Below are 19,807 nucleotides of genomic sequence, written 5' to 3' on the forward strand. Positions count from 1 at the left end.
GGCTGTTTCGTGTTCAGCCTTGTCAATGAACCGTTGCGCAAGTTGCTAACCATCGGGGTAGGTACCCAGGCCCGTCACGCGGCCAAGCTGCCTGGCATCACGCATCAGCACGGCCAGTTCCTGGATCTCTTCTTCCACGCGCTTGGCTGCCTTCTCCGCAACCTCTGGGTCCAAGGCCAGCTTGCCAGCGCTGACCTGCTGGTTGATCCATTGGGTCCTGCCGCGGACGGCCTGCAGACCTTCCAGCGCCGCCTCGAAACCGCCCTGAGTCACAGCTCGCTCTTCCCTGCCTTGTCGATCAACCAGGCGGATGCTATCGGCCATGCCACTTTGGTGTGGATGTTTCGGACACGCCAAGTCGAGCCCCGTTGCAATTGCCAACGGCGCCCGACCGGCTGTTCGCCAAACCGTCGCGCGCTGGGTGCGGGGCGGCGTGATCACGCCCATAACCGTCACGGCGGGCGGTCAAGCACGGTTCGACATGGAGCAGGCCAAAGGAGAGCTTCGCGAGCACAGACCGCGCGACGGTGCCAACGACTGAGCGGACGCACACCTCATCGGCCGATTCGACCGTTGGCCCGCCCGGATTAGTGAGTGCTGCCCCCGGTCGGAGTGGGATCGGGGGCCGCTTTGTTCGTTGAACGCCGGCCGGGCCTGGCCGAGGAACACAGCCTTGTCGGATGTGAACGTGGGCTGCGGCGCTAGCTGGAACTCGTTGCGGCAACTGCCGGCGACATGGGTGCCGCTGTCAGCGCTACTGCGACCGCAGTGCGTCCAGCGGACGCTCTACGCCGATCATCGGCTACCCGCGATTCGCCGCAGCGCCAGCAACCCGCCGGTGCCCGCCCCAACGGCGAGACTCCACCCTGCCACTGCCGAGATCACCCGCGCCTGATCGGCAGCCACAACGGCGATCAATACGGAATTCAGTTCCGGTCCTTAGCTCAGCGTCACCGCGGCCACCATGACCACGACCACGATGCAGCTGTAGGCGAGCAGGACAAACCTTTCTGTTCGTTCGCTCATAGGGGTCACTGCTGGTGGCTCTGGCGCCTCAGCCGGCTTGGTGGCTTCGATCGGCTGCGGCGGCAGCCCGCTGGCGGATGTGTCCCCATATGAGGGAGCCCCTGCCCAAAGCAGGGCTCCTGCGGCGGGGAACGACAAGACCATGCGGGCGGTGGATTGCCTGCTTGGCGTGCTGTGATGCATGTTTGCCCCATATCTGCCCCCCATAAGAGAGGGCTTACGGGCAGGGCAAGAGCGCCTTGACTGTGACAGTGTTGGTGTCACACTCTGGGTGGAGCACCTGCGCAACGAGGAGGCACGCCACAAATGTCCGAGGCGTTCGTCTACGACGCGATCCGCACACCACGCGGTCGCGGCAAGCAAACCGGGTCGCTGCACGGGGTGAAGCCGATCAGCCTGGTCGTGGGCCTGATCCAGGAGCTGCGGCGCCGCCAGCCGCAGCTGGATCCCGCGCTGATCGACGACATCGTGCTGGGCGTGGTCTCGCCGGTCGCCGACCAGGGCGGCGACATCGCCAAGACCGCCGCGATCGCTGCGGGCCTGCCCGACACCGTCAGCGGTGTGCAGCTCAACCGCTTCTGCGCCTCCGGCCTGGAGGCGGTCAACATCGCCGCTCAGAAGGTGCGCTCCGGTTGGGAGGACGCCGTGCTGGCCGGCGGCGTCGAATCCATGTCCCGGGTGCCGATGGGCTCCGACGGCGGCGCCTGGGCGATGGACCCCGAAACGAACTTCGCCACCTCCTTCGTGCCGCAGGGCATCGGCGCCGACCTGATCGCCACGATCGAGGGCTTCGACCGGACCACTGTGGACACCTACGCGGCCGAGTCGCAGGACCGCGCCGCCAAAGCCTGGGCCGACGGCCGCTTCGCCCGCTCCGTGGTGCCGGTGACCGACCGCAACGGCAGCACCATCCTCGACCGGGACGAGCACATCCGCGCGAACACCACGATCGACAGCCTCGGCGGGCTGAAGCCGTCCTTCGCCGACATCGGCGAGCTCGGCGGATTCGACGCCGTCGCGCTGCAGAAATACCACTGGGTGGAGCGCATCGACCACGTGCACACCGCCGGGAACTCGTCCGGCATCGTCGACGGTGCCGCGCTGGCCCTGATCGGCGGCGAAGCCTTCGGCGAACGCACCGGACTACGCCCCCGCGCCCGGATCGTCGCCGCCGCTCTCAGCGGCGCCGACCCGACGATCATGCTGACCGGCCCCGGCCCGGCGGTGCGCAAGGCGCTGGGCAAGGCAGACCTGAGCATCGACCAGATCGACCTGATCGAGATCAACGAGGCCTTCGCCGCGGTCCCGCTGAAGTTCATGAAGGAATTCGGCGTGAGTCACGACAAGGTCAACGTCAACGGCGGGGCCATCGCCTTGGGCCACCCGCTGGGCGCCACCGGGGCGATGATCCTGGGCACCCTCATCGACGAGCTGGAACGCCGCAACCTGCGCTACGGCCTGGCGACGCTGTGCATCGGCGGCGGCATGGGGATCGCCACTGTCGTCGAACGGATCGGCTGAAGGACACATCACACATGAGCGAGCAGAACACCATCCGCTGGGAGTCCGACGCCGACGGCATCGTCGTGCTGACCCTGGACGATCCGCAGCAGCAGGCCAACACCATGAACGAGCGCTACCAGCGCAGCATGGCGGAAACCGTGCAGCGCCTGGAGGACGAGCACGACAACATCACCGGCGTCGTCCTCACCTCCGCGAAGAGCACCTTCTTCGCCGGCGGTGACCTCCGCGAGTTGGTCCAGGCCCGGCCCGGCGACGCCGAACGGGTCGCCGAGACCACCACCGGCGTCAAGCGGCAGCTGCGCCGCCTCGAAACCCTCGGCGTGCCGGTGGTCGCCGCGCTCAACGGCACCGCCCTCGGCGGCGGCCTGGAGATCGCGCTGGCCTGCCACCACCGCATCGCGTTGAAGAACCCCAAGGCCCGCTTCGGGTTCCCCGAGGTCACCCTCGGCCTGCTGCCCGGCGCGGGCGGCGTGGTCCGCACGGTCCGCCTGCTCGGCATCGCCGACGCGCTGCTCAACCTGCTGCTGCAGGGCCAGCGGCTGCGGCCCGAGAAGGCCGCGGAGATCGGCATCATCGACGAGCTCGTCGACACGCCGGGACAGCTGCTGACCGCCGCAAAGGAATGGATCAAGGCCAACCCCGAGGCCGCACAGCCGTGGGACCGGCCCGGGCACAAGATTCCCGGTGGCACACCGTCGAACCCGAAGTTCGCCGCGAACCTCCCGGCCTTCCCCGCCAACCTCAGCAAGCAGCTCAAGGGCGCGCCGCTGCCGGCCCCGCGCAACATCCTGGCCGCCGCGGTGGAAGGCGCGCAGGTCGACTTCGACACCGCGCTCACCATCGAGGGCCGCTACTTCGTGGAACTGGTCTGCGGCCAGACCGCCAAGAACATGAGCAAGGCGTTCTTCTTCGACCTCCAGCACATCAACTCCGGCGGCAGCCGCCCAGCCGGTGAACCCGAGTGGCGGGCGAAGAAGGTCGCGGTGCTCGGCGGCGGCATGATGGGCGCCGGTATCGCCTACGTGTGCGCCAAGGCCGGTATGGAGGTCGTGCTCAAGGACATCTCGCTGGCCGCCGCCGAGAAGGGCAAGGACTACTCGGCGAAGCTGCTTGAGAAGGCCGTCGCCAAGGGCCGCTCGACGCAGGCCAAGGCCGACGAGCTGCTGGCCCGGATCGCTCCCACCGACCAGCTCGAACCGCTGGCCGGCTGCGAGCTGGTCATCGAGGCCGTCTTCGAGGACCCGAAGATCAAGCACCAAGTGTACGCGGAGGTGCAGGACGTCGTCGAAGGCGACGCGCTGATCGCCTCCAACACCTCCACGCTGCCGATCACCGGCCTCGCCGAGGGCGTGCGCCGCCGCGAGGACTTCATCGGCCTGCACTTCTTCTCCCCGGTCGACAAGATGCCGCTGGTGGAGATCATCTGCGGCGAGCACACCAGCGAGCGGGCCCTGGCGCGCGCGTTCGACGTCGTGCAGCAGATCAACAAGACGCCGATCGTGGTCAACGACAGCCGCGGCTTCTTCACCAGCCGCGTCATCGGCACCTTCGCCAACGAGGGCGTGTCGATGCTCGCCGAAGGCGTGCACCCGGTGTCCATCGAGCAGGCCTCGGCGCAGGCCGGGTTCCCGGCACCCGTCCTGCAGCTGTTCGACGAGCTGACCCTGACGCTGCCGCGCAAGATCCGCGACGAGACCAAGCGCGCCGTCGAGGCGGCCGGCGGAACCTGGAACCCGCACCCGGCAGAGCAGGTGCTCGACCGCATGGTCGACGAATTCGACCGCAAGGGCCGTTCCAGCGGCGCCGGTTTCTACGACTACGTCGACGGCAAGCGGGCCGGGTTGTGGCCGGGGCTGGTCGAGCACTTCGGCGGGGCCGAGCGGGATCCGGCCGAGGTGAACCTGACCGACCTCAAGGAGCGGATGCTGTTCGTGGAGGCGCTGGAAACCGTCAAGTGCCTCGACGAGGGCGTGCTGCGGTCGGTGCCGGACGCCAACATCGGATCGATCCTCGGCATCGGGTTCCCAGCCTGGACCGGCGGTGTCGTGCAGTACATGAACGGCTACCCGGGCGGGCTGGCCGGATTCGTCGCGCGCGCCCGGGAACTGGCGGAACGCTACGGGCAGCGGTTCGAGCCGCCGGCCTCGCTGGTCCACCGGGCCGAGGCGGGGGAGCCGTTCGACCTCGGCGAACCCGACGCGGCAATCGTCTCCGCTACGGCGGCGTGATGCGCGAGCTGGCGTAGACGCCGAACTCGTCGAGCAGTTCCTCCTCCACCGGCAGCGCGGAGCGGGCCTGCTTGCCTCGGCGGCGACGACGGCCGTGGCCAACGCCCGGACGACCGAGGTGAACGCGGTCGGCGACCGCAGCACCGACACCCCGGTCGTGTCCAGGTAGAAGGCGTGGTCGGCGTCGCCAGCCAGGGGCGAGGCCGGGGTGTCGGTGAGCGCGACGAAGCAGTCCCGTCGCGGACGCGGCGCAGTTCGTCGGTGAGCATGCCGGGGTTCTGCGCCAGCGTCGCGACGTCGTCGCGCACCATGCCCAGCAGGAACATGGGGGAGAAGCACTTCCGCAGCCCCGGCCGGTGCACGCGGGGACCGGAGCTGAGCGCGGTCACCGCCGTGCCCCAGCTCGGCCGGTCCACGCGGGGCAGGCTGCGTGCGACGTTGGCCTGGTCGAAGGTGTCCAAAGCCGATGTCATCGCGGGCATCCTCGTCGGCGAAGTGTTCGCGTTCGCCCTGGTCACCACCGGCCCCAGCGTCCTCTTCGGACTGAGCACCGGATTGGTTGCCGTGGCGCTGAACTGCGCCATCACCGTCGTCATCAGCTTGCTGACCGCAGCACCACGTCGGATCGCCGAATCCGAGCCGGTGTCCGGATAGGACGGAGGGAATCAGATGCGTGCCAAGTTCACCGCAGCGCCCGTGCCGGACGCGATCGAATACCTGGGCCCCGCCGGGAACGCCGAGCGTTTTGCCAAGCGGGTGCACGAAGAAGCCGACGTTGTCGTGCTGCCGCAACCGTCGTGGGTCACCTACGCCGCGCAGGCAGCGCTCGCCGTGGGCGTCGATCGTTGCAGGAGGACGAAAAAAGTGGCCCCGGAGCCAAATCCGGGGCCACTTGACCGGGTCGTCGATCAGCGCAGCGCGCGGGCGACGCTGTCGATCCTCGGGAGCTGCCCGGTGATCCGGTGCACCGGAGCCTGTGGGAGGCGACCGCTGGCCTGCCGGGTGAGGTCGTTCGACGCCGTGCCCAAGCCGCTGCTCAGCTCGGAGGTCACCGGAAGCTTGCCGACCGCTGGCAGGAGCCTCTCCGCCTGCGGCAGGGCGACCGGCTCACCGGGGCGCAGGTCGTTCTGCAGGACGGGAGCAACGGCACCGACCGGGTTGGCCAGCGGTTCCGTCTCATAGCCCTTGGCGGCGGTCAGGTCGATCGCGGTGTCCAGCGCCGACGTGCCCTGGTGGCCGGGCTCGCGCGGTCCGACCTCGGTGTCCAGCAAAGCGGCGTTCGGGACGCGTTCGGTGACGAAGCCGAGGTGGTTCGGGACCACCGAACCACCGACGACCGGGCGGGTCTTGGTCATCTGCTCGACGCGGGTGGTCTCGGCGAAGACGTGCCCGAGCACCTGGTTCGGCTTGCCCGGGGCGAGCAGCGGGCGGCCGTCCCGCAATTCGCCGCCCATTCCGTGGGCAGTGGTCGTGATGTCCGCGCCCACCTTCTTGACCAGGTTTGGGGTGTTCACGTGCAGTTCGGTGTCCGCGCACGGAGCCTTGGCCGGGCCGTACCCGGGACCGTCCTGTATCTGGCAGGCGTTCAACGGGGCGAGGACCCCGATTTGGTCCGGAACGGACGACAGGTCCGGCTTCGGGAGGTCGGTGCTCTCCGCAGCGGCGGTGGCACCGGTCCCGACTGCGGCGAACCCCGCGGCCACAACGGCTGCCTTCACTGTGCGCGTGGTCCAGGGGCGCAAGATTTGTTCTCCTTGGGTCTGACGTGTTGGTACGGCTGACTCGGTATCGGAGACCCCTCCGCCGATCTTGAGCCCATACCCAACCCAACAGCCTGAACGAGTGAGTTTCACGCGGACTCACGGCGTTCACCGAGCGACGGAATCCCGCAAGCGGCCGCCTCGGGCCCGCGTCCGCTCCAAGGCGCGCCCGGGTGCGCGGTGGGTTTCCTGTGCGTGTCGGGTGGCCGGATGTGTCAGAGGTTCTGGGTGAGGCTGGGGGCGAACAGCTCCATCAGGTGGCTCGTGGCTTGCTCCGCGGTGATGTCCGGGCGGCGGTCTCGCCACATGGCGAGCCGCTCGCAGGCGCCGATGATCGCCTCCGCGAACGCCTCCAGCCGCACCGGATCGAGGTCTGGGCGCGCGGCCCCGAGCAGCCCGGAGGTGAGTTCCATCTGCTGCATCCGGATCGCTTCCAGTTCGGTGCTCACCGAGGCGCGCGGCACCGCGGACTCGTTGCGCAGCAGCGCCCAGGCCTGGGCGTGTTCGTCGCTGAACTTGAAGAAGGCCAGCAAGCAGTCGTGCAGCAACCGCTCGGGGGTGTCGGCGCCGGCAGCCGCGACCGTGGTGGCTTCCAGTAGTTCGCGCTTGGATCGCTGCAGACAGGCGAGCAGCAGCCCTTCCTTCGAACCGAAGTACTCGTAGAGCATCGGCTTGGACAGGCCGACCCGCGCCGCGATGTCGTCCATCGACGTGCCCTGGTAGCCGTCGGTCGCGAACACCTGCTCGGCGACGGCGAGGATCTGCCGTTCCCGCACGGCTCGGGGCATCCGCTTGCGTCCGGTGGTCGGTGCCTGCTGCGTCTCCACGGAATCACCCTACCGCAAGTAACCTACTCATAGTAAGCTACTGTTGAGTAGATCAGTCGTGCCGGTGTCCGGAGGAGGGCCTGATGGCGCAACGGCAAACTCGGGACCAGCGCAGTTACCAGACCAAGGTGATCATCGTCGGGACCGGTTTCTCCGGGCTCGGGATGGCGATCCGGCTCAAGCAAGCCGGGATCGACGACTTCATCGTGCTGGAGAAGGCCACCGACCTCGGCGGCACCTGGCGGGACAACACCTATCCGGGCTGTGCCTGCGACGTGCCGTCCCTGATGTACTCCTTCTCGTTCGAGCAGAACCCGTCCTGGTCCCGGATGTTCGCCAGGCAGGGCGAGATCTCCGGCTACCTGCAGCACTGCGCGGACAAATTCCAGGTGCGCGACCACATCCACTACGGCGTGGAGTTCACCGGCGCCGAATACGACGAGGACGACGGCACCTGGACGGTGTCCACCGCGGACGGAACCGAGTACTCCGGTCGGGCGCTGGTGTCCGGCGTCGGCGCCCTGCACATCCCGCGCTACCCGGACCTGCCCGGCGTGGAGCGCTTCGAGGGCGAGGTGTTCCACTCCGCCGAGTGGAACCACGACTACGACCTTGAGGACAAGCGGGTCGCCGTGATCGGCACCGGTGCCAGCGCCATCCAGTTCGTGCCGCGCATCGCCAAGACGGTCACCCAACTGCACCTGTTCCAGCGCACTCCGCCGTGGATCCAGCCGAAACCGGACCGGCTCATCCCGGAGTCGGTGCAGCACCTGTTCCGCAACGCTCCGCTGGTCCAGCGGGCTGCCCGCGCGGCGCTGTACTGGGTGCTGGAAGCGCGCTACTTCGCGGTATTCAACCGTCGCCTCGGCAAGATCGCCGAGCAACTGTCCAAGCGCTACATCCGCAAGGCCGTCAAAGACCCGAAGCTGCGCGCCGCGGTGACGCCGGACTACGTCATGGGCTGCAAACGGATCCTGCTTTCCAGCGACTACTACCCGGCGCTGAACAGGTCCAATGTGGAAGTGGTGACCAGTGGCGTGGCCGAGGTCAGGCCGCGATCCGTGGTGACCGGCGACGGCCAGGAGCACCCGGTCGACGCGATCATCTACGGCACCGGCTTCCACGTCACCGACGCGTTCGACCACCTGAGCATCGTCGGCCGCGACGGACGCAAGCTGCAGGACACCTGGCGCAACGGCATGGAGGCATACCTCGGCATGACCGTCTCCGGCTTCCCGAACCTGTTCTTCCTGCTGGGGCCCAACACGGGGCTCGGCCACAACTCCGTGGTGTTCATGATCGAGTCACAGATCAACTACGTGCTCAGCTGCCTGCGGCCGATCTGCCGCGGCAAGCTGGGGCAGGTCGACGTGCGGCAGTCGGTGCAGGACTCCTTCAACTCCGAGATCCAGACCGCGCTCACCGACGCGGTGTGGTCGGCCGGTGGCTGCCGGAGCTGGTACCTCGACGAGAATGGCGTCAACCGCACGATCTGGCCCGGATTCACCTGGAAGTACTGGCTGCGAACCCGGAAGGTGGACCTGGCCGACTACGAGACGGTAGCCCGTCAATCCCGTTGAAGCTTCGCACGGGCGTTCGATATAGTGGTGGCGTCACTGTCTAGCAGCCCCAACCGGGGCTCACCCTTGAGCAAGGGGCGGCGATGTCACCGCTGTCGTCCGACGAACTGCGCGAACTCCGCGAGGAACTGAGCGCCGGAACCACCCCGACGGTGTGGTTCACCGGTTCGGCCGTAGGAGTCCCGGAAGGCCGATCCGGCAAGGTCGTCGCGCTCGGCGAACCAGCCGAAGGCGACTTCATCCAGGTCCGCCCGGCCGGATCGAAGGACGTGCTGTCCTTCTCGGCCACCGAGGTCACGAAGATCAAGCCACCCCGCAAGAAAGCGGCACCACCCGAGCCCCCGGCGAAACGCCCGGCGAAACCCCCGGCGAAGCCGCGGACGGCCGACGCTCCACCGGCGAAGCCACCGGTGGAACGGGCGAAGGCGACTGCGGAGCAGGCGAAGCCAGCTGCTCCGGCGAAGCCCCGCGCCGCTGCGGCCTCGGCTCCCGCGCCGGGTGTCTCGGCGTCGGCGAAGCCGGCCGGGGCCGCGGTGGCACGCCGCAAGCCGCGGCAGGCGAAGCCGATCGGCGGAGCGACGGTGATGCTGACAGCTGACCAAGACGGTCAGTGGAGCGTCGAGGTCAGCACCGGCAAGAAGCGGGTGGTGCGCCCGACACCGGTCGCCGCGAACGCCGTCGCCCAAGCCGCGAAGGCGCTCCACGACGACGTCGCGGCAGCCGTGGAACCGCTGATCGACGCCGCCCGCGAACAGCAGCGCGCCCGCGTCGAGCAACTGCGCGCCGAACTCGCGGCGGCGCAGGCGGCGCTCGACGAACTGGGGTCCTGAATCCCGCCGCGCTGAGCCGGATTGCCACGTCCGAAGCTCGCCAGCATCGGTCCTCGTCCTCAGATCACTCATGTCAGGCAAGAAGCACGGTGGAGGGGCCGCCATCGGCAGCGCAGTGGTGGCCGCAACAGGAACGATTGCTCACTCCGCGACCACGGCTGCCAGGGCCAGTACGCGCATCCGGTTCATGGCCGAACTCCTCGCCGTCGAGTGACCGCCCAGCCGAAACGATCACGGCCAAAAGCCACAGTCGGCCATGAGCGGACATCTCGGACGCTTGGAGCCGGATGGACAAAAGTTGTCCGCACGCCTATCAAGAACTGGTGCGAGTCTCGGAAGAACCCCGCGTCAAGGACACAACAGCGTTGCAACACCGGTCTTTTCGGCTTCTACTGGTAGCGACCGTCGGCGGTTTTGCGGGATACGTGCTGCTGCTTCCGGTCGTCCCGCTGTGGGCGGTAACGGGCGGTGCTGGTGAGATTGCGGCCGGCGCGACCAACGCCGTCTTCATGCTGGTGACAGTGCTGACCCAGCTCGGCATGCCGTGGCTGCTCAAACGCATCGACCACCGCATTGCTTTCGCCTCGGGCACGATGCTGATCGGATTGCCGACACCGTTGTACGCGCTGTCCAGCGACCTGTGGCTGCTGCTCGGGGTTTCCGGCCTGCGAGGAGTCGGCTTCGGCCTCCTCACGGTGACCGGTGCAGCGCTGGTGGCCGAGCTCGTACCCGCTGCGCAACACGGCCGGGCGGCTGGGCTCTACGGGTTGTCGGTCGGCCTGCCGAACGTTCTGTTCCTCCCCGCTGGCGTGTGGTTGACGCAGCAGATCGGATTCGGCCCGCTGTTCTGGATCGCTGGCGCCCTGCCCGTGGCCGCCACCGCTGCCGTGCTGGGGATGTCGCGGGTGCGGGCCAAACCCGCGCAGCGCTCAGGCGCCTCCGCGTTCCCCCTCGCGCTGCTGCCGTCCTGGATCGTCATGAGCATTCCTGCCGCTGGCAGTCGCCGGGCCGGTGGCCCCAGCCGCGCTGATGGTCTTCGGCGCATCCACGATGCTGGGCCGGTGGGCAGCAGGACAGCTAGGTGACCGGCTCGGCCAGCGCCGCGTCCTGGTCCCCGCCGTGCTGATGGCAGGCCTGGGCACGGGCCTGCTCGCGGTTGCGGCGTGGGGAGCCGCCCCGCTCGCCCTGCTCGGCGCCGCCGCCTTCGGAGCCGGGTTCGGTGCGGTGCAGAACATCACCCTGGTCGTGATGTTCGAACGAACCGAGTCCGGGGCCGCCAGCACCGCGTGGAACATCGCCTACGACGCGGGCCAAGGCCTCGGTGCCATCGGCTTCGGTGCCCTGGTCACCCTGTCCGGTTACCCGACGACCTTCGCGGTCGCGGCGATCCTCATCACCATCTGCCTCCCCTTGGCGACCAGAAGCCGCAGGCGGAGCTGAACGAAAGGGAACCTTCCTGTCACCAGCGGCTGCCGTCGGCGTTCACCGCAAATGCTGAGCCGGTCCTGCCGCGTGCCTTGGACAGGCCGGAAACAGGAAGGTTCCCTTGATACCGCCAGCCAGTGAGGCTGTTGTGTTCTTAGACACAATTGGCATGTGATTTCAGTCCGCCGAATCGTGATTCATGAGGCGGGTGTGAACGTGCTGTGACGACGCCAGGCCGCCAAGCCTGCTCGGGACCGCCTAGAATTCAGGGCGTGTACCGCAGCCTGCTGACTCCGCGTTGGCTGCTTCTGCACGCGCTGTTCATCGTGGCCACGGTCGCCACCGGTTTCCTGGCCGTGTGGCAGTGGGATCGTGCGCACGAAGCTGGGGGGAGCTTCCAGAACCTCGGCTACGCGCTGCAGTGGCCGCTGTTCGGCGTGTTCACGATCTTCTTGTGGATCCGCCTGATGCGCATGGAGGTGCACCGCGGGGACGAGGCGGAACCGGCAGGCGCAGTCCAGGAAGAAGCGGTCGGCCCGGAGGTCACCGCGGAGGCGCCGCCCGTAATGCGCCGGAAGCGGCCGCTCGTGCCGCCACCGGCGCCGCCGGTCGATGCTGGGGATGATCCGGAACTCGCCGCCTACAACCACTACCTGGCGGAGTTGAACGAGTCGGATCGGCGCGCTAGCTGAACGTGATGTTGCCCTTGATCTCGCGCGCCTGAATCAGGTTGTTGACCTCGCCGTGGTTCACGTTGACCACGCCGTCGTCGGCGGCCGAGATGGCTTTGTGCACTTCGGCGCCCTCGGCGCGCAGCTGCTCGGCGAAAGCGGCATCCTCTCCGCAAACCTGGTCCAGCCGTTCGGCCAGGGCTTTGATCTGCGGCTGGCCCGCGGACTCCTGCTCGGCGGCTTCGAGCGCGGCCTGCGTCTCCGGATCGTTCTGCGACCTGCGGCGCACGAGCTCGCGCACCTTCACCAGGGCCTGGCTTCCGGCTTTGCCCAGCGCGGTGGCGACCTGACCGGCGAGCGCGGTGGCCAGGGAATCCAGGAACGGGTCGGTCATTTTTCCTCCGCGTGATCAACTCCGGTGGTCACCAAGTGTAGTGATCTGATCCGGATCCGTGGGGTTGTCGGCCAGGACTCGGCCATTTGGTGCAACGCCGCCGGGATCAGCCGATGTGATATCAACGAATCGACTGACAGCAAAGAGAAGTAGGTGTCGACTGGTTCCGCGTGTGCGGGTCAGCGGTAAGCTCTTCGGCCGGTCGGTGGACGGGCAAGACGAGGCCTGGGTGGGCACTGTGCCCCGCGATCGGTGGTCAAGTCGTTTGGACACTTGGTGATTGGGGCTGGCGTGCGCAGCGGCGTGCTGTTGAAGATGTTCGGACTGTGCGTCCTGGCCGGCGTGCTGGTAGCGGCGTTGCTGCTGCCGATGGCGACCGGTGCCGGGGCGATGGTCAACCAGACGAGCGACGCCATGTCCAGAATGTCAGGTTCCCTGGCGAGGCGGGACATGCCGCAAATAACCACTGTCACGGACAAGGACGGCGCGCCGATCGCGTACTTCTTCAAGGACTACCGCATCGAAACGCCGCCGGACCAGATCTCGGACACCATGAAGGCCGCGATCACCGCGGTCGAGGACAAGCGCTTCTGGGACCACGGCGGCGTCGACTGGCACGGCACCATGCGTGCGCTGGCGACCAACTTCAGCAGCGGTTCGGCCGCGCAGGGTGCATCCACGATCACCCAGCAGTACGTGAAGAACTACCTCGTGCACGTCGCGGCGACCAACGCGGTGGAGGCCGAGAAGGCCAAGGAATCGACGATCGCCCGAAAGCTCCGCGAGGCGAAGATCGCCGTCGAACTCGAACACACCATGACCAAGGAGGAAATCCTCACCGGATACCTCAACGTGGTGCCCTTCGGTAACCAGACGTTCGGTGTGGGTGCGGCGGCCCAGACCTACTTCGGCACCACCTCCGAAAAGCTGACCATCGCCCAGGCCGCGCTGCTCGCCGCGATCGTCAACCAGCCGGGCTCGCTGAACCCCAACAGCAACCCGCAAGACGCGATGCAGCGGCGCAACCTCGTGATCGACCTGATGGCGGACCCGAACAACAACATCCGCATCACCAAGGAAGACGCGGAAATGGCCAAGAAGGAACCGCTCGGCGTGATGTCGCCGCTCGGGCGGCCGCCGAACGGCTGCGTCGGCGTCGGCGACGGTGCCACCGACGGTTTCTTCTGCACCTACCTCGTCGACTACCTCGACCGGCTCGGCATCGACAGCGACAAGCTGAAGAGCGGCGGCTACACAATTCGCACCACTCTCGACCGCAAGGCCACCGACGCGGCCAAGGCCGCCGCCGAAGCGCAGGTGCCCACCCAGACCGAGGGCATCGCGAACGCGATGGCGATAGTCGAACCAGGCAAGGACAAGCACAAGGTGCGGGCGCTGGTCGCCAACCGCGACTACGGCAACGACGCGAGCAAGGGCCAGACGGCCTACGACATCGTCAGCAGGGTGCAGCCCTTCGGTGCCGGCTCGATTTACAAGGTGTTCACGGCGGCCTCCGCGATCGAACAAGGCATGAGCATCTACGACACGCTCGACGTGCCGCCGTCCTACACGTCCCGCGTGTACAAGAACGGGACCGCGCCGTACACCGTCTCGAACGCCGACGGCGTGCAGCCGGGGCCGAGGACGCTGCAGATGGCCTTGGCCACGTCCCCGAACACGGCCTTCGTGGCGTTGCAGGAGAGGGCCGGACTCAGCAACGTCGTTGACATGGCCGCGCGCCTTGGGCTGCGGAACGGGATGACCGGCGTCAACACCAGTGGCCAGGGCCTGAAACCCGACGGCTCGAATGGTCCGTCCCAGGCCGACGCGATCAAGAAGGGCAACCGCGGCGCATTCACCCTCGGCTACACCCCGACGAGCGTGCTGGAATTGTCCAACGTCGCGGCAACGATCATGAGCGCCGGCGTCTACTGTCCGCCGACGCCGATCGAAGAGATCAAGGACCGGCACGGCGACCCTGTGCAGCTCAATGAACCCCGCTGCGAGCAGGCCGTGTCCCCGCAGGTGGCGGCGACGCTGGCCCAGGGCATGAGCAAGGACGACACCGACGGCACGTCGCGCGTGGCAGCGCAGAGCGTCGGCTGGACCCGCCCCATGATCGGTAAGACCGGGACGACCCAACTCCACCAGTCCGCGGGGTTCTTGGCGGCAACCCCGCAGATGGCGGGTGCGGTCCTGACCTACGCCGACGGGAACAGCCCCCAAGGGATCTGCGACGGCGGTGGCGACGCGCCCCCGTACCTGTGCGGGAAGAACGGCGGCAACATCTACGGCGGCAAAGTGCCGGCCCGAACCTGGTTCGCCGCGATGACGAAGGTGCACGAAGGCCTGCCGGCAGCACCGCTGCCGGGCACCCCGTAGGGGATCTGACGTAGATGAGGTCCGTGCCCGCTGGTTCGGCGGGCACGGACCTTTTTCGATGCCGAGCCAGGATGAGAGAACCGGCTCGCGGACGCGCTGCTTTTCGCTGCTGTCGGCCCGCAAGGACGTCTCGTCGATGCCCGCTGCGAGCCGCATGCGCGGCCGCAGAGAACCGCCATTTCGGCCATCAGTGGGGCGACCCTCAGCAGGAGCTCAGCAAGGGTTGGCAAAATGCCGACGTGAGCACCGAGGATGACCGGGTCGATGTACGGGGCGTTGCCAGTTTCGTCGCAATTGCATATGTGCCGGCATGGCTGTTGACCTTGCCCCTGTGGCTTACCGGCGAAGGACTGTCGTGGAATTGGGCACCGCTCGTTCTCACGGTCATGATGTTCATGCCCGCAGTCGCGGCGTTGGTGGTCAACAAGTGGATCAGCCCACGACCGAAATTGCTGCGCACCCTGGGAATCACAAACCCCGGCGGTATCAAGAAGTGGTGGCCTTATGTACTGATTGCCTGGTTGGGGCCTCCGCTGGTGATGGCCCTCGCGCTGCTGGTGGGCTATCTGCTGGGGGTCTATCAAGCCGACTGGACCGGTTTCTCCGGGCTCGCAGAACAGGCCGGGCCCACAGTGGTGGGTTCGGCACCGCAAACGCCGCCCGGGATGCTCGCGCTCATCCAGATCGCAATGGTCTTCGGACTGGGCTGGTTGCAGATCATTCCCGCGCTCGGTGAAGAACTGGGGTGGCGTGGCTACCTCACTCAGGCGCTGCTGCCCCTCGGTCAGCCCGGCGCGTTCGTCACGACAGGGGTGCTCTGGGGTCTCTGGCACGTGCCGGTGCTGATCCTCGGCTACAACTACCCGACGCTCCCGATCGTGGTGGCCGTCATCATGATGGTGTGCTTCTGCACCCTGGTGGGCACGTTGCTCGGCTGGCTCAGGCTCGTTTCGCGCAGTGTCTGGCCGTCGACGATCGCCCACGGATTCCTCAATGCGGCGGCTGGTTTGGGCACGGTCTTCAGCATGGCCGGGCACCCCGTCGACAACGCATCAGTGGGCCTTCTCGGGTGGACCGGATGGATCGTGCTCGTCCTGCTCATCCTGGTCCTCGTAATGCTCGGGAAACTGCCGATGCAGTTTCCTGCGGAGACGGTCGGAATCACCCGAGGAGTCAACCGGCGCACTCGACGCTGACGGCTCCACGAGAGCATGGCGACCTTCCTGTCACTCACCGAGAACAGGCCGTCTGACGGCGTGGGAACGCCGAATGCTCCACCCCCGCGCTTTGGCGGAGTGAAAGCATGGGGGCATGACGAGTCTGCTGCCCTCCACCCAGCGCGCACTGTTGCGGCGTCTGGCCCTGGAGCAGAGTGAAAACCGCGTTCCCTCGTTGATCGCGGGGCTGATCCGCGATGGTGAGACGATCTGGGTGGACACCCGCGGGCAGGTCGGTGGTCGGCCCTCCACAACGGACACTCAGTACCGAGTTGGCTCGATCACGAAAACCTTCGTCGCGGTGCTGGTGATGCGGCTGCGAGACGAGGGTCGCCTCGACCTCGCCGACAAGCTCGACGACTACGTGCCGGGCACCTCAATCGGAAAGCAAAGCATCGGCGAGATCCTGTCGCATTCGAGTGGGCTGACTGCGGAACCTGCTGGGCAGTGGTGGGAGCGAACCCCGGGTGGCAGCGCCGACGATCTGCTGTCCACCATCGACGAACACGCACGGCGCCCGACACCTCGGCACGGCTTCCACTACTCCAACGTCGGTTTCGGGGTGCTGGGCGAGCTCGTATCCCGGTCGCGCGGAGCTCCGTGGGGCGAGGTCCTGCAACGCGAGATCCTCGAACCGCTCGGCATGAAACGGACAACGCTGAGTCCCGTCGCGCCGCACGCGGAGGGGTTCGCCGTGCACCCGTGGGCGGACGTGGTCCTTCCTGAGCCGTCCGAGGATGCGGGGGCGATGGCCCCTGCCGGCCAGCTGTGGTCGACCTTCGACGACATGGCCAGGTGGGCGCGTTTCGTGAGCGGCGACACCGGCGACGTGCTGCACCCGGCCACGGTTGCCGAGATGCGTCTGCCCGGGTCGGTCGACGATGGCCCCGAATGGCGGAGTGGCTACGGGCTCGGATTGCAGCTGATGCGGCATCGCGGACGTCGACTGGCCGGGCACACCGGTTCGATGCCCGGCTTCCTGGCGACTGTTTGGGCAGACCCCGCCGAAGCCACCGGTGTGATCTTCATGGCCAACACCACAGCAGGTGTCACAGGGGCGTTGGCGACCGATCTGCTGGATTTGCTCGCAGAACACGAGCCACGGATCCCGGCCGCGTGGGAGCCCCGCGGTGACGTGGACCTGCAACTCCTGGAGCTCACCGGCCAGTGGTATTGGGGCCCGACACCATATGCGCTGCGGGTTCTTCGCGATGGGCTGCTCGACCTCTCGCCGTGGCAGGGACGCGGGCGAGCCTCTCGATTCCGGGCCAACCCGGATGGCACCTGGACCGGACTGGACGGCTACTACGCAGGAGAGACCCTGCGCGTGGGCCGGGACGAAAGCGGTGTTCCCACGCACCTCGACCTGAACACGTTCATCTTCACCCGCACTCCGTACGACTCTGACGCCCCGGTCCCCGGCGGCGTAGCCGGCTGGCGCCCAGCGCGGTAACCCCCGGCTGGGAGCGAGAGCATGGGAACCTTCCTGGCACTGCCATGACTGGAAGGTTCCCATGCTCCAACAGCCGTAGCCGCCAGCCAGACGAGGCATTCCGGCCTCGATTTCGGCGGACTGGTGCCGTCGCGGCCCTGCGGAAACGGTGTGAGGCATCCTGATTGGTATGCCCGCAGACCTGCCCATCACCAGCCGCTGGACCATCCCTGCGGCCGAGCTATCCGAACGCTTCTCGCGATCCTCCGGTCCTGGTGGGCAGGGTGTTAACACGACGGACTCGCGGGTCGAACTCTCCTTCGATCTAGCCCGCTCAGCGTCGGTCCCAGAACTCCTGCGGCAACGTTCGATGGAGCGCCTCGCCCACCGGCTCGTCAATGGCGTGATCACGATTGCGGCCTCGGAGTTTCGCGCGCAGCTCGCAAACCGCGAAGCGGCGCGGGAACGGCTGGCAAAACTGCTAGCCGACTCCGTTGCTCCACCCGCCCCCAAACGGCGCCGCACCAAGCCGACCAAGGGATCGCAGGAGCGCCGTCTCGCTGGTAAGAAGCGGCGCGGGGAGGCGAAACGGCAGCGCCGTCGAGGTGATCCCGGCGACGCCTGACGTGTGCCGTCGGTGTTCGCGACTAGCCTCGGGACAGGACTAACGCAGAAGGGACATTGCTGATGCGTACGGCTTGGGTCTTGCCGGGTGGCTCCACCTTCGGGGCAATCCAGGCCGGCCTCGTTACGGCATTGTTCGAGGCCGGTGTCGAACCCGACGTGGTCGTCGGGACCTCCGCTGGCTCGCTGAACGCGGCATGGCTTGCCGGCGACCCGACGCCTCGTGGGGCGGCAAAACTCCGCGAGCTCTGGATGTCGATGCGGCGCACGGATGTCTTCCCGATCCAACCCACGCGGATATTCGCGGGGAAACTCGGCTTGTCGAACCACGTGATGGGCAACCACGGGCTGGCGCGCTGGCTGCACAACAACCTGCCGTTTCGCCGGTTGGAGAACGCGCAGATCCCGGTGACCGTGACCGCAACCGATCTGGACACCGGCGAGCCGGTGTATTTCGAAAGCGGTCCGGCGCTTCCTCCGCTGGTCGCGTCGTGCTCGATTCCTGGGATGTTCCCGCCGGTGAAGGTCGGGGACCGTTGGCTGGTGGACGGTGGCCCGGCGGCGTTCATGCCCATCAGCCGCGCTGTTGAGCGCGGGGCGGAGCGTGTTTTCGTGCTGCCGTGTGGCGGCACTGAACCGTTCGAATTCAACCGGCGCAGGCGCGGGATCGGTTCGATCGCGACCTGGCCACCGCCGAAGACGCCGCCGAGGTCGGTCGGCGGAGTGAACGGCGCAGCGCTCGGGGCAGCGATGGTGTCTGCCGCGCGGCTTGATATGCAGTTGAACGCGACGCGCTGCGAGCTCTACGTGGTGCCCGCCCCATCGGTGGTGGGCCTCTCGCCGTATTCCTTCGCGCACGCGGGTGCCCTGATCGACGCTTCTTGGGAGGTCGCCAAACGGTGGTATCCCACGGCCAAGCCAGTGCCATCCGGACCAGTCGACATCGGTGGTAACCCGAGCACCAGCGGTCGGTTCGGGGTTACCGAATCAGCCCCCAACGCCAAATGACCCGTCGATGAGAGCAAGGGAACCTACCTGCCAGCCGGCAGGAAGGTTACGTTGGCGGTGCACCTTCTCGCGGAGGTAACAACGCCCCCGGTTGGCCGGCTCGTCCTGGTCGATGGCACCGATGTGCCGACCGGTAACCGTGCTGGTCACGAGGACAACTACTCCGGCAAACGTCGCCGTGCTGGGCTGAACATCCAGGTCGCCGCCGATACGGAGGGAGGTCTGCTGGGAATATCGACGCCTCTATGCGGATCCATGCACGACCGAAAGGCGTTCACCGAGTCCGGCTGGGAAGATCTTCTAGTCGAGACCTCATTCATCGGAGACCCTGCCTATCAGGGAACTCGCGCGATTACGCCTCGCAAGAAGCCGAAAGGCGGCGAACTCTCGGCGGCAGATAAGAAAAACAACAAAACGATCTCATCGCTACGATCTGCCGTCGAGCGATGCATCGCACATTTAAAGAATTGGAAGATACTTGCCACCGGGTACCGAGGGCGGCTCGCTGAACTCTCCAACATCATCCGCATCGTCACGGCGCTCGAATTCTATCGACTCGGCTGGTAACTCACGTGAATAACGCTCACAATATCGCGTTCAGTACCCCCTCTTTGTCTGAACTGTGCGACGTGTTGATCTTTCCGTGACTTCGAGGAGAATGCAATACTGGCACATATGGCGGAGATCACACTACTCTTTTGGGGGGACAACGAAAGTGGTACGGGGGAACAGAGTTAGGTATTAGCGTGAGCGTCGGACAATTTCGGGTGGCCCAGTAAATCGACAGCTAGTCGGGCTCGCGGCGAACTGACCGTCACCCCGGGTGATCAGGTGATGTGGATCGACCAGTCGACCAGCGAGCACCAATGGAGCCTGACC

Annotated in this window: 18 protein-coding genes; 14 read left to right on the top strand and 4 right to left on the bottom strand. The window is 67.0% G+C overall.

All coding sequences use genetic code 11. The features are described 5' to 3' along the window. Positions 1-45: 45 nt before the first annotated feature. Positions 46-324, bottom strand: a complete 279-nt coding sequence (locus SSPN_RS59020; RefSeq protein ID WP_187764717.1) for a hypothetical protein — start codon at positions 322-324, stop codon at positions 46-48. Between the two features lie 1,008 nt (positions 325-1,332). Between SSPN_RS59020 and SSPN_RS0100640 the strand changes: the two genes are divergently transcribed. From SSPN_RS0100640 to SSPN_RS0100650, 3 genes are all read left to right on the top strand, one after another. Beyond that, positions 1,333-2,547, top strand: a complete 1,215-nt coding sequence (locus SSPN_RS0100640) for an acetyl-CoA C-acetyltransferase (RefSeq protein WP_010305084.1) — start codon at positions 1,333-1,335, stop codon at positions 2,545-2,547. 14 nt (positions 2,548-2,561) lie between these two features. After that, positions 2,562-4,778 carry a 3-hydroxyacyl-CoA dehydrogenase NAD-binding domain-containing protein gene (locus SSPN_RS0100645; protein WP_010305089.1) on the top strand — a complete coding sequence of 739 codons (2,217 nt, stop codon included), beginning with the start codon at positions 2,562-2,564 and terminating at the stop codon, positions 4,776-4,778. Positions 4,779-4,952: 174 nt separating this feature from the next. Beyond that, the gene (locus tag SSPN_RS0100650; protein WP_010305092.1) at positions 4,953-5,432 is read left to right on the top strand and encodes a hypothetical protein; all 480 of its coding nucleotides are present in this window, start codon (positions 4,953-4,955) and stop codon (positions 5,430-5,432) included. A gap of 254 nt (positions 5,433-5,686) precedes the next feature. Here the strand turns inward: SSPN_RS0100650 and SSPN_RS41885 are convergent, their stop codons facing one another. Together SSPN_RS41885 and SSPN_RS0100660 are read right to left on the bottom strand one after the other, a co-directional pair. Further along, positions 5,687-6,520, bottom strand: coding sequence for a hypothetical protein (locus SSPN_RS41885; RefSeq protein ID WP_143539751.1), 834 nt, complete (start codon positions 6,518-6,520; stop codon positions 5,687-5,689). A gap of 233 nt (positions 6,521-6,753) precedes the next feature. Then, on the bottom strand, positions 6,754-7,365 hold the full coding sequence (locus SSPN_RS0100660) for a TetR/AcrR family transcriptional regulator (RefSeq protein WP_010305097.1): 612 nt from the start codon (positions 7,363-7,365) through the stop codon (positions 6,754-6,756). 83 nt (positions 7,366-7,448) lie between these two features. Here SSPN_RS0100660 and SSPN_RS0100665 point away from each other — a divergent pair, with 83 nt between their 5' ends. The 5 genes from SSPN_RS0100665 to SSPN_RS0100680 all read left to right on the top strand — a co-directional run bounded on the left by SSPN_RS0100665 (position 7,449) and on the right by SSPN_RS0100680 (position 11,892). Further along, a complete protein-coding gene (locus SSPN_RS0100665) occupies positions 7,449-8,945 on the top strand; it encodes a flavin-containing monooxygenase (protein ID WP_010305099.1) in 1,497 nt (498 codons plus the stop codon). An 83-nt stretch (positions 8,946-9,028) separates the two neighbouring features. Then, entirely contained in the window at positions 9,029-9,775 is a 747-nt protein-coding gene (locus SSPN_RS61390; protein WP_010305101.1) for a DUF6319 family protein, read from the top strand. Between the two features lie 425 nt (positions 9,776-10,200). Continuing rightward, positions 10,201-10,860, top strand: coding sequence for an MFS transporter (locus SSPN_RS59035; protein WP_237710403.1), 660 nt, complete (start codon positions 10,201-10,203; stop codon positions 10,858-10,860). After that, positions 10,826-11,215, top strand: a complete 390-nt coding sequence (locus SSPN_RS59040; RefSeq protein ID WP_237710404.1) for an MFS transporter — start codon at positions 10,826-10,828, stop codon at positions 11,213-11,215. The genes SSPN_RS59035 and SSPN_RS59040 overlap by 35 nt, the downstream gene beginning before the upstream one ends. Positions 11,216-11,472: 257 nt before the next feature. Then, entirely contained in the window at positions 11,473-11,892 is a 420-nt protein-coding gene (locus SSPN_RS0100680; RefSeq protein WP_010305103.1) for a hypothetical protein, read from the top strand. Here SSPN_RS0100680 and SSPN_RS0100685 read toward each other — a convergent pair. Beyond that, positions 11,885-12,265: a hypothetical protein gene (locus SSPN_RS0100685; protein ID WP_010305105.1), complete on the bottom strand. Its 381-nt coding sequence runs from the start codon at positions 12,263-12,265 to the stop codon at positions 11,885-11,887. The two genes, SSPN_RS0100680 and SSPN_RS0100685, sit on opposite strands and share 8 nt — an antisense overlap. Positions 12,266-12,580: 315 nt before the next feature. Between SSPN_RS0100685 and SSPN_RS0100690 the strand changes: the two genes are divergently transcribed. From SSPN_RS0100690 to SSPN_RS50165, 6 genes are all read left to right on the top strand, one after another. Continuing rightward, positions 12,581-14,647 carry a transglycosylase domain-containing protein gene (locus tag SSPN_RS0100690; RefSeq protein WP_237710593.1) on the top strand — a complete coding sequence of 689 codons (2,067 nt, stop codon included), beginning with the start codon at positions 12,581-12,583 and terminating at the stop codon, positions 14,645-14,647. Positions 14,648-14,718: 71 nt separating this feature from the next. Beyond that, positions 14,719-15,843, top strand: a complete 1,125-nt coding sequence (locus SSPN_RS0100695; protein ID WP_083821558.1) for a CPBP family intramembrane glutamic endopeptidase — start codon at positions 14,719-14,721, stop codon at positions 15,841-15,843. Positions 15,844-15,958: 115 nt separating this feature from the next. Continuing rightward, entirely contained in the window at positions 15,959-17,317 is a 1,359-nt protein-coding gene (locus tag SSPN_RS0100700; RefSeq protein WP_010305116.1) for a serine hydrolase domain-containing protein, read from the top strand. A gap of 169 nt (positions 17,318-17,486) precedes the next feature. Then, positions 17,487-17,921, top strand: a complete 435-nt coding sequence (arfB, locus tag SSPN_RS0100705) for an alternative ribosome rescue aminoacyl-tRNA hydrolase ArfB (protein WP_010305122.1) — start codon at positions 17,487-17,489, stop codon at positions 17,919-17,921. A 62-nt stretch (positions 17,922-17,983) separates the two neighbouring features. Then, positions 17,984-18,928 (top strand): patatin-like phospholipase family protein, encoded by a 945-nt coding sequence (locus SSPN_RS0100710; protein ID WP_029534819.1) that lies wholly within the window; start codon positions 17,984-17,986, stop codon positions 18,926-18,928. 57 nt (positions 18,929-18,985) lie between these two features. Then, the gene (locus SSPN_RS50165) at positions 18,986-19,495 is read left to right on the top strand and encodes a transposase family protein (RefSeq protein ID WP_237710594.1); all 510 of its coding nucleotides are present in this window, start codon (positions 18,986-18,988) and stop codon (positions 19,493-19,495) included. The last annotated feature ends 312 nt before the right edge of the window (positions 19,496-19,807 follow it).

The sequence above is a fragment of the Saccharopolyspora spinosa NRRL 18395 genome (genome assembly GCF_000194155.1).
Lineage (GTDB): Bacteria > Actinomycetota > Actinomycetes > Mycobacteriales > Pseudonocardiaceae > Saccharopolyspora > Saccharopolyspora spinosa.